This window comes from Kitasatospora sp. NPDC058965 (assembly GCF_042741245.1).
Lineage (GTDB): Bacteria > Actinomycetota > Actinomycetes > Streptomycetales > Streptomycetaceae > Kitasatospora.
In genome coordinates this window covers 24,872-34,878 of record NZ_JBHYKG010000053.1, presented here as the reverse complement: position 1 = coordinate 34,878, position 10,007 = coordinate 24,872, and the positions used below count along the sequence as shown (strand labels likewise).

General features: G+C 73.3%; 9 protein-coding genes and 1 tRNA gene. 1 reads left to right on the top strand and 9 read right to left on the bottom strand.

The window, feature by feature from the left end:
* Nucleotides 1-215: 215 nt before the first annotated feature.
* The 8 genes from ACFW1A_RS12025 to ACFW1A_RS11990 form a co-directional block, all read right to left on the bottom strand.
* A tRNA-Ala gene (locus ACFW1A_RS12025) sits at nucleotides 216-289 on the bottom strand.
* A gap of 85 nt (nucleotides 290-374) precedes the next feature.
* On the bottom strand, nucleotides 375-1,352 hold the full coding sequence (locus tag ACFW1A_RS12020) for a hypothetical protein (RefSeq protein WP_380407797.1): 978 nt from the start codon (nucleotides 1,350-1,352) through the stop codon (nucleotides 375-377).
* Nucleotides 1,353-1,506: 154 nt separating this feature from the next.
* Complete coding sequence (locus ACFW1A_RS12015; protein WP_380407795.1) at nucleotides 1,507-2,091, bottom strand: GNAT family N-acetyltransferase; 585 nt, start codon at nucleotides 2,089-2,091, stop codon at nucleotides 1,507-1,509.
* A gap of 14 nt (nucleotides 2,092-2,105) precedes the next feature.
* Nucleotides 2,106-2,615, bottom strand: coding sequence for a molybdenum cofactor biosynthesis protein B (locus ACFW1A_RS12010; protein WP_380407793.1), 510 nt, complete (start codon nucleotides 2,613-2,615; stop codon nucleotides 2,106-2,108).
* The gene (gene moaC, locus ACFW1A_RS12005; protein WP_380407799.1) at nucleotides 2,612-3,064 is read right to left on the bottom strand and encodes a cyclic pyranopterin monophosphate synthase MoaC; all 453 of its coding nucleotides are present in this window, start codon (nucleotides 3,062-3,064) and stop codon (nucleotides 2,612-2,614) included. Before moaC ends, ACFW1A_RS12010 begins: the two co-directional genes overlap by 4 nt.
* Before the next feature lie 147 nt (nucleotides 3,065-3,211).
* The gene (glp, locus tag ACFW1A_RS12000) at nucleotides 3,212-4,501 is read right to left on the bottom strand and encodes a gephyrin-like molybdotransferase Glp (RefSeq protein WP_380407791.1); all 1,290 of its coding nucleotides are present in this window, start codon (nucleotides 4,499-4,501) and stop codon (nucleotides 3,212-3,214) included.
* Between the two features lie 39 nt (nucleotides 4,502-4,540).
* Entirely contained in the window at nucleotides 4,541-5,440 is a 900-nt protein-coding gene (galU, locus tag ACFW1A_RS11995; protein WP_380407789.1) for a UTP--glucose-1-phosphate uridylyltransferase GalU, read from the bottom strand.
* A 73-nt stretch (nucleotides 5,441-5,513) separates the two neighbouring features.
* Complete coding sequence (locus ACFW1A_RS11990) at nucleotides 5,514-6,350, bottom strand: GGDEF domain-containing protein (protein ID WP_380407787.1); 837 nt, start codon at nucleotides 6,348-6,350, stop codon at nucleotides 5,514-5,516.
* A 39-nt stretch (nucleotides 6,351-6,389) separates the two neighbouring features.
* On the opposite strand from ACFW1A_RS11990, the gene ACFW1A_RS11985 reads away from it, so the two are divergent.
* Nucleotides 6,390-6,977: a 5-formyltetrahydrofolate cyclo-ligase gene (locus ACFW1A_RS11985; protein WP_380407785.1), complete on the top strand. Its 588-nt coding sequence runs from the start codon at nucleotides 6,390-6,392 to the stop codon at nucleotides 6,975-6,977.
* Nucleotides 6,978-6,984: 7 nt separating this feature from the next.
* Here ACFW1A_RS11985 and ACFW1A_RS11980 read toward each other — a convergent pair whose 3' ends face one another.
* A complete protein-coding gene (locus ACFW1A_RS11980; RefSeq protein WP_380407783.1) occupies nucleotides 6,985-9,723 on the bottom strand; it encodes a penicillin acylase family protein in 2,739 nt (912 codons plus the stop codon).
* Between the last annotated feature and the right edge of the window lie 284 nt (nucleotides 9,724-10,007).

Genomic DNA, 10,007 nt, shown 5'->3' with positions numbered 1-10,007 from the left:
GTCGCCCGCCCCCCCCCCCCCCCCCCGCCCGGCCCGCCCCCGGGGCCCGCCCGGTCCGCGTGGTCCGCGTGGTCCGCGTGGTCGGCGCGGTCCGGCAGGTGGTCGCCGCCGCACCGACGGTCCGTCACCGCGGGTGCGGGCCCCGGAAACGCAGGATCCCGCCCGGGGAAGCCCCGGGCGGGATCTGGTGGAGAGTCCGTGGACCCTCCGTTGGGTGGAGCTGAGGGGATTCGAACCCCTGACCCCCTCGATGCGAACGAGGTGCGCTACCGGACTGCGCCACAGCCCCAACGAGAAGAAACTCTAGCACCTTTTCGAGGGGGCTCGTGACCACCCCGCTGGTGGGACGGGGTGCCCCGCCCCGGGACCGCCGGTCACTCGTTGGCGGCGCGCGGGCGGGGCTCGGCGACGGGCTCCTCGTACTGGTCGAAGAGCGGGGTGTGCGCGGGCTCGGTGGTGCGCCCGGAGTTCCAGGTGCCCGGGGCGCCGAGGTCCAGGCCGCGGGTCACCCGGGGCGCCACCGGGGCGGTGACGTAGGTGGGCAGCGGGACCGGGACCGGCTCCCAGGAGTCCCGGCCCGCGGCCGCGCGCTCGCGCAGCCCGTCCACCCACTCCTCGTGGTCGGTCGCCTCCACCAGGGCCTGCTGCGGGGCCGGCGCGACCCGCAGCGGCGGGCGCTCCGCGAGCCCGCCGGCCGGCTCGGCGGGGTCGACCCCGGCGGCCGACGCGGCGGTGGTGGCCGCCACCCGGGTCTGCTCCCGCTCCCGCACCCGCTGGGCGGCGACCACCGCCCGCTGCCGGTCCAGCTTCACCACGCAGCGCTGCCGCTCCAGCCGCCGCAGGTGGCCGATGTAGAGGGTGAGCAGCAGGGCGGGCAGGGCCGGCACCCAGAGGAAGGTCACCCCGGCCACCGCCGCCACGATCGCGCCCAGCGCGAAGGCGAGGAAGAGCACCGTGACCATCCGCCGGCGGCGGGCCAGCAGCCGGGCCCGCGAGGGGTGTCCGGCCGCCGGGTGCTCCACGGCCGGCGGCGCCGTGGGGGCGTCCGCCTCCGACGGCTCGTCAGCGGGCAGCCCGACCACCGCCGCGGCGCCGGTGGGGCGCTCGGACGGTGCGGACCGGTCGGCGGAGTCCGCCGGTTCGTTCGGTTCGGAGGGCACGGCGTTGTCGTCGAGGACCCGGGACGCCCGCCGCTCCAGTGCCGATCGCCCGGCCAGCAGGCGGATGGCGGTACTGAAGCGTTCGGTCGGGCGCGCTTCGTTGAGCTCGTCCTGCCTGCGGAGCCACATGGGCACCAGATAGGCAGCCCAGGCCCCTACGATGACCGCGTAGATGAGGCCGCTACTGCTCACGTTTCCCACCGTACGGGCGATGGATAAGGGCGGGCAGCAATTTGGATCGGCGTGTCGCGCTGCCAAGCTGATTCTCTGACTATTTCGGCGCCATGTGCGACCGCTTCTCGGTACGACGATGCCATATCGATATGAATTTCGAACACGTATTCAATTACCTTGCGTGCCAACGCTTCAGCAGGCCCTCCGGGACCTCGTCGGCGGTGAGCGCGTACACCAGGTGGTCCCGCCAGTCCCCGTCGATGTGCAGATAGCGAGGCCGCATTCCCTCCGGCCGAAAGCCGAGTTTCTCCACCACCCGCCGGGACGGCCCGTTCTCCGGCCGGATGCACACCTCGATCCGGTGCAGGCCCAGGGATTGGAAACAGTGGTCCACGCCGAGCGCCACGGCGGTCGGCATGATGCCCCGCCCCGCCACCCCCTCGTCGATCCAGTAGCCGATGTTGGCCGAGCACATCGAGCCCCAGGTGATGCCGCCCACGGTGAGCTGGCCGACCAGCTGGTCCCGGAACACCACCACGAAGGGCAGCATCCGGCCCGCGCCCGCCTCCGCCCGCAGGTAGCGCACCATCTGACGGTAGGTCGGCCGGGAGCCGGTGATCCGGCCGGGCGGCGCGGGCGGCACGGTGGCCTCCCAGCGGCGCAGCCAGTCCCGGTTGCGCCGGCTCGTCTCCTGCCAGGCCTTCTGGTCGCGCATCCGGATCGGGCGCAGCAGCACCTCGCCGTCGCGCAGCTCCACCGGCCAGCCGGCGCTCAGTGCGCTCCCCCGTGGTCCGCGCCGCCGTCCGCCGGGCGCGGGTGGTCCCCGCCGCCCAGCTGGTCCACCGCGTGGGCGAGCAGCGGCTCCAGCACCGCCAGCCCGTCCTTCACCCCGCCGGTCGACCCGGGCAGGTTGACGATCACGGTCCGCCCGGCCAGCCCGGCCAGCCCCCGGGAGAGCGCCGCGGTCGGCACCTTCTCCCGGCCCTGGGCCCGGATCGCCTCCGCGATGCCCGGGATCTGTCGGTCGATCACCTGCGCGGTCATCTCCGGCGTCAGGTCCATCGGCGAGATCCCGGTGCCGCCGGTGGTGAGCACCACGTCGTAGCCCTCGGCCACCGCCTGGCGCAGCGCCGCCAGCACCGGCTCGCCGTCCGGCACCACCCGGGGGCCGTCGACGGCGAAGCCCATCCGGGTCAGCCCGGCGACCAGCAGCGGGCCGCCCTTGTCCTGGTAGACCCCGGCCGAGGCGCGGTTGGAGACGGTGACCGCCAGCGCCCTCATGCCGACTCCCCGGGCGCCGACTCCCCGCGCGTCCAGTCGCCGCTCTTGCCGCCGGTCTTGCTGAGCACCCGGACGTCCTCGATGGCGGCTGCCTTGTCCACCGCCTTGACCATGTCGATCACGGTCAAACCGGCCACCGCCACCGCGGTCAGCGCCTCCATCTCGACCCCGGTGCGGTCGGCGGTCCGCACCGTCGCGGTGATCTCCACCGCCGCGTCGGTCACCGCCAGCTCGACCGCCACGCCCGAGAGCGCGATCGGGTGGCAGAGCGGGACCAGGTCGGGGGTCCGCTTGGCGCCCATGATCCCGGCGATCCGGGCCACCGCCAGCGCGTCGCCCTTGGGGACGCCCTCGCCGCGCAGCAGCTCGACCACCCGGGCGGAGACCCGGACCCGGCCCGCGGCCACCGCGGTGCGCACCGTGGTGGCCTTCTGGGAGACGTCGACCATGCGCGCGGCGCCGGTCTCGTCCACGTGCGTCAGGCGGTCGCCGGGGGGTGTGGTCACGTCAGTACTCCAGCAGAACGGGGTGAATACCGCGCTACCGTACCCCTGATACCGCCGTGGACCGCGGTCGGTCCGACCGACGGGCAGGCGTCAGTCCGTCAGAAGGACCACGTCCACCGGCGTGCCGGCGGGTACCGCGACGGTGTCCTCGGGGACCGTGATCAGGCAGTTCGCCCGGGCGAGCGCCCCCACCAGGTGCGAATCGGCACCGCCCACCGGGGCCACCGTGTCCCCCGCGTACCAGCCGCGCAGGAACTGCCGGCGGCCGGGCGGCGAGCTCAGGTCGGCGGTGCAGACCGCGCGGACCACCGGGCGGTGCACGTCCGGGGCGCCCAGCATGGTGCGGATCACCGGCCGGACGAACAGCTCGAAGGAGATGTAGGCGCTGACCGGGTTGCCCGGCAGCGCGAGCAGCGGGACGCCGGGCTCGCCGATCCGGCCGAAGCCCTGCGGCTTGCCGGGCTGCATCCGCAGCTTGCGGAAGTCCACCCCGCCGTATTCGGCGAAGACCTCCTTGACCACGTCGTAGGCGCCGACGCTGACCCCGCCGCTGGTGACGATCAGGTCGGCCCGGCCCAGCTGGTCCTCCAGCACCCGGCGCAGCACCGCCGCGTCGTCCGGCACCCCGCCGACCCGGTAGGCGATCGCGCCGGCCGCCTGCGCGGCGGCGGTGAGCGTGTAGCTGTTCGAGTCCCAGATCTGCCCGGGGCCGACCGGCTCGCCCGGCGGCACCAGTTCGCTGCCGGTGGAGAGCACCACCACCCGGGGGCGCGGGCGCACCCGCACCCCGCCGCGGCCGATCGCGGCCAGCAGGCCGAGCTGGGTGGGACCGAGCTCGGTGCCGGCGGTCAGCACCGTGCTGCCGGCCCGGACGTCGCTGCCGGCCCGGCGCACGTGCGCGCCCTCGCCGACCTCCTGACGCACCCGCACCTCGGAACCGGCCTCGGCGGTCATCGCGGTGGCCGCCTCGGCCGAGCCGGTGCCGCCGTCGGTCCACTCCACCGGGACCACCGCCTGGGCGCCGGGCGGCACCGGGGCGCCGGTCATGATCCGGGCCGCCTGGCCCGGTCCGACCCTGGGCAGCTCACCGGCACCGGCGGCGATCTCACCGACCACCGCCAGCACCGACGGGTACTGCTCGGTGGCGCCGACGGTGTCGGCGGTGCGCACCGCGTACCCGTCCATCGAGCTGTTGTCGAAGGGCGGCAGGTCTCCGCCGGCCGCCACGTCCTCGGCGAGCCGGCAGCCCTGGGCGTCGAGCAGCTGCAGGTCGATCGCGGGCAGCGCGGTCAGGCCGGCCAGCACGTCGGCCAGGTGCTCGTCCACCGTCCAGTGCCGGTGGCCCACCGACTCGGTCCCGCACGCGTCCTGCCGGCCCATCACCCGTACCGCCCCTTCGATCGAGCAGCTGACCCGAGGTCAGCCCTGCATGCCGCCGTCGACGAACTCCTTCAGCCAGCCGCGGAAGTCCGGACCGAGGTCCGCCCGCTCGCAGGCCAACCGGACGATCGCGCGCAGGTAGTCGGCGCGGTCACCGGTGTCGTAGCGGCGGCCGTCGAAGAGCACGCCGTGCACCTGGCCGCCCTCCTCGGCGGTCATCGTGGCCAGCGTGCGCAGCGCGTCGGTCAGCTGGATCTCGCCGCCGCGGCCCGGCTCGGTCTTCTTCAGCACCTCGAAGACCGCGGGGTCGAGGACGTAGCGGCCGATCACCGCGTAGTTCGACGGCGCGTCGGCCGGCTCCGGCTTCTCCACCAGGTCGGTGACGTGGAAGGTGTCGTCGCCGAAGCCGTTGGTCTCCACCGCGGCGCAGCCGTACAGGTGGATCTGCGACGGGTCGACCTCCATCAGCGCGACCACGGAGCCGCCGAGCTCCTGCTGGACCTCGATCATCCGGGCCAGCAGCGGGTCGCGCGGGTCGATCAGGTCGTCACCGAGCAGCACCGCGAAGGGCTGGCCGGCGACGTGCTGCTCGGCCACCAGCACCGCGTGGCCCAGGCCCTTGGGGTCGCCCTGGCGGACGTAGTGCATGTTGGCCAGCGAGACCGACTCCTGCACCAGGGCCAGCTTCGAGGCGTCACCCTTGCGGGCGAGCAGCTCCTCCAGCTCGTAGGCGCGGTCGAAGTGGTCCTCGAGGGCGCGCTTGTTGCGGCCGGTCACCATCAGTATGTCGGTGAGGCCCGCGGCGGCGGCCTCCTCCACCACGTACTGGATGGCCGGCTTGTCGACGACCGGCAGCATCTCCTTGGGCGTCGCCTTGGTGGCCGGCAGGAACCGGGTTCCGAGTCCGGCAGCAGGCACAACGGCCTTGGTTACGGGCATGCGGGGAATCGTCGTCATGCGTTTGACCTTATCGAGGCAGCTGACCGCCTTGACTGAGGGCGAGGTTAATCGGCTATGAACGAACCTCGTCGGCGCCAGTCACGGCGTACGGGGGTTCCCCCGGCCGGAGGCTGGGGGAGGTACGGGCCGCGCCACCCGAGGCCGTGGGGCCCGGGCCGGCACAGGGCGACAGATTACCGTGCCTTTGCGGGTGCCCCGCCCGCCCCGGCGCCCGCTTCGCCTCGGCCAGGGCGCGGTCCGCGGCGCGCAGCAGCGGCACCGGATGGCCGCCGGTCGGCAGCACCGCCGTCCCGGCCACGGCGCGCAGCCCGTTGCCGCCGGCCACCGGCGGCTGGGCCTGCCAGGGCTGGCCCGCCCAGTCCAGCAGCCGGTGGCGGCGCACCGCCCAGCACAGCCGCTCGGCCACCTTGGCCGCCCCGGCCGCCCCGGTGTCCGGCAGCACCACCAGGAACTCGGTGCCGCCGTACCGCCCCAGCGTGTCCGTGGCGCGCACCTCCAGCGAGAGCCGCTGGGCCAGGTCGCGCAGCACCGCCTGGGCCCGGTGCCGGCCGTGCTCGGCGGTGACCGCCTCGAAGCCCTCGATCTCCAGCAGCACCACGGACAGCTCGGGAGCGCGCTCGCCGGCCGTGCGCGGGCGCTGGCAGCGCCGCACCTCGCGCTCCAGCGCGAGCTGCAGCTGGCGGTGGTTCCACACCCCGGTCAGCGGGTCGCGGGCGGCGCTGCTGGCCAGCTCGGCGCACTCGGTGGTGAGCTCCGCCAGCTGCCGGGCCAGCTCGCCCTCGCGGGCGGCCGCGGCCCGCCGCACGCGGCGCAGCCGCACCGCGAGCAGGCAGGCGAGCGCGGTGAGCGGGAGGCTGAGCAGGGCGAGGGCCTGGAGCAGGAGTGCCATGGGACTCCCTCGGGGGAGCGACTGCGGGAGGATCGAGCCGTGTCTGACGATCTCTTGTACAACGACAAGCCCGCCCTGCGGTCACGGCTGCTGGCGCGGCGCCGCGAACTGTCCCCCGAACAGCGGGCGGCGGCGGCCGGCGCGCTCGCCGAGCGGGCGCTGACCCTGGTGCCGCCCGGGGCGGTGGTGGCCGCCTACGTCTCGGTGGGCGCGGAGCCGGGCACCCGGGCCCTGCTGACGGCACTGCACGCCCGCGCGGTGCCGGTGCTGCTGCCGGTGCTGCTGCCCGACAACGACCTGGACTGGGCGCGCTACGACGGCGACGACCGGCTGGCCCCGGCCGGGCGCGGGCTGCTGGAGCCGACCGGGCCCCGGCTCGGCCCGGCGGCGGTCTGCACGGCCGACCTGGTGCTGCTGCCCGGCCTGGCGGTGGACCGGCGCGGGCTGCGGCTCGGGCGCGGCGGCGGGTCCTACGACCGGGTGCTGGCCCGGCTGGCCGCGGCGGGCGTCGAGCCGCTGCTGGCCACCCTGCTGTACGGGCACGAACTGCTGGCCGAGGTGCCGGCCGAGCCGCACGACCGGCCGGTGCACGCCGCGGTCACCCCGGACGGCGTGCACCGGTTCTGACCGCCCCTCAGGGCGTCAGGGTGAGCTTGTTCTTCGTGCCCCGGTCCACCGCGGTGGCCGAGAAGGACCAGGACAGCAGCTTGCCCTGGCGCCACAGGTCGGTCTGGTCGTCGTAGTTGTCGCTGAACGCGTGGCCGGACTCGCCGCCCACGTTGATCCAGTGCGAGGCGTTGAAGTCGCTCAGGTCGACCACCATCCGCATCGACGGGATCCAGTCCACGTCGTACCCGGCCGCCGCGGTCCAGCCGGTGGCGTTCACCGCGGCCGAGCCGCCCGACATCTGGTACGGGCCGCGGTTGAGCAGCCGGTGCACGACGCCGGAGGCGATCGAGGAGGTGTCCACCCCGAGGGTCTGCTCCTTGAGGTTCAGCGGGTGCAGCCGGCCCCAGCTCCAGGTGGAGATGTCCTTGCCGAGGTGGGCGGTGAGGTCCTGGCGGGCGTCCTTCATCGCCTCCTTCAGCAGGTTGTCCAGGCCGTGCTGCTGCACGTGGTTGGAGTCGATGTAGTCCCACCACGGGCTGCCCGGGTTGGCCAGCTGCTGGCGGACCACCTCCATCCAGCGGTCGCCGCCGTCCGGCTGGGCCTGGCTGGGCTTGCGGGTGCCGCACTGGGTGACGATCTTGGTCTCGCCGCCCACCGTGCCGTCCGGCTGGTTGACGTCCACCTTCTGCTGGACCAGCAGGCAGTCGCCCTGGGCCCGCAGGCCGGCCGGGAACTTCTGCCCGAAGGCCAGGATCAGCAGCTGGCGCCAGACGCCGTTGTAGTAGGCGGCGGCGGCCGAGTCGGCGTCCTGGTTGTAGTTCCAGTCCTTCAGCAGGTCCTGCGCCTGCTTCACGTACGGGTCGGTGATCTGCACCTTGAGCAGCAGCGGGACCAGGGTCTTGGCCAGCACGCTGGTGTTGTCCAGCTGCATCGACTGCATGTCGTCGGGCGAGATCTTGCCGCCGTTGTTCAGCCGGAGCTGGATCTGGTCGGTGATCTCCTTGGCCCGGGTGCCGTACTCCCAGTCGGTGGTCAGCAGCGGCTTGTAGGACTGGTCGACCACGGCCTGGTTGGCGGTGACGATGTAGCCGACCGCCGGGTCCTCCACCCAGGGCAGGGTCTTGAAGTCCAGGTAGCCCTTCCAGTTGTAGCCGGAGTCCCAGCCCAGCGCCGGGTAGCGGCCGTCGCCCTTGCCGCGGATCGGGATCTGCCCGGGCGCCTGGTAGCCGATGTGGCCCTTGGTGTCGGCGTAGATCAGGTTCTGCGCGGGGACCGCGAAGTCCTTGGCGGCGTTGCGGAAGTCGGTGAAGTCGCCGGCCCGGTCCAGCTCGAAGACCGCGTCCATGGTCTTGCCGGGGTTGAGCGCGGTCCAGTGCAGCGCGACGCCGTAGCCCGAGGTGCCGCGGTCCGGGGCGGCGTTGCCGGCCGGCGCGTAGGTGCCGACCTGCTGCTCCTCGGTGCTCTGGTCGGAGATCAGCGGCCCGTTGTTGGTGCTGCGCACGGTGATCACCCGGTCCGTGCCGCCGGCCACCTTGATGGTCTCCTTGCGGGTCTCGAACTTCTGGTCCTGGTTGTCCACCAGGTAGGTGTCCGGCCCGGTGACCTTCTCCAGGTAGAGGTCGGTGACGTCGGCGCCCAGGTTGGTCAGGCCCCAGGCGACGTTCTGGTTGTGGCCGATCACCACGCCCGGCATGCCGGCGAAGGTGAATCCGGTCACGTCGAACGGGCAGCTCGCGCTGACGGTGCGGCAGTGCAGGCCCATCTGGTACCAGACGTTGGGCAGCCCCGGGCCCAGGTGCGGGTCGTTGGCCAGCAGCGGGCTGCCGGTGGTGGTGTGGGTGCCCGCCACCACCCAGGAGTTCGAGCCGATGCCCTGGCCCTGCGGGCCGAGCAGCTGCGGCAGCATGGCCAGCTCGTCGGAGACCGAGGTCAGGCCCCGGGTCAGTGCGGCGCTCTGCTGGGTGGTGCCCGCGGCGCCGGCCTGGCCCTGGTTGACCGCGGCGACCGGCGGCTTGTAGACGTTGTCGGCGCCGACCGTGCCGGTCTGCACGATGGTGCCGTTGCGCTGGTACGGGTAGTCCGGGTAGAGCTGGTTGATCTGGTCCGGGCTGAAGGTCTGGCTCAGCAGCGACCGGTCGATCTCCTCCTGCAGGTTGCCCGACAGGCTCCAGGCCATCGCCTTGAGCCAGGCCACCGAGTCCACCGGGGTCCACGGCTCGGGCTTGTACCCGCTGTTGACGGTGCCGAGCAGCGCGTACTCCAGCGAGGCGGTGCGCCCGCCCGGGTGCTGGGTGAGCCAGGCGTTGACGCCGTCGGTGTAGGCCTGCAGGTACTTCTTGGTCTCCGGGCTCAGCGTGCTGTCCCACTCCTTCTGCGCCACGTCGTGCCAGCCCATGGTGCGGATGAAGGAGTCGGTGTCCACCTGGCCGGCGCCGAACATCTCGGAGAGCCGGCCGGCGGTGATGTGCCGCCGCACGTCCATCTCCCAGAACCGGTCCTGGGCCTGCACGTAGCCCTGGGCCTTGAACAGGTCCTCCGACGAGTCGGCGTAGACCTGCGGGACGCCCTGGGCGTCCCGCTTCACGTCCACCGCGGCACCCAGCCCGGGCACCTGGACGCTGCCGCTGAGCTGCGGGAACGAGGCACGCACGGTGTCCACCGCGTACCACCCGCCGGCGGCGACCGAGGCCACCAGCAGCACGACGAGCACAACCACGATCAGACGGGCGCGCCGGAACTTCTTGGTACGGGGCGAGCGGGGCATCTGGGTCCTAGCGGCAGGGAGCGGGAACGTCACATGAGCGGGGCGGCCGTGACCGCTCACCACATTAGGACGACTCGGGTGGCGCGGGTGCACGGGGGACGCCCACGGTTGAGTCACAGGGACCCTACCGGGCGCGGCTGAAGGCGGGGTTCCGGTGGTGGGTGGCTGATTCCGCCGCACTGTTCAAGAGTTCAAAGATCAGGTAAAATGTTAGCCTGGGTAACGATCCATTCGCTGACCACGCGTCAGCCGGTGCCCACTGCCTACGCTGTCCTCCCCTGCCC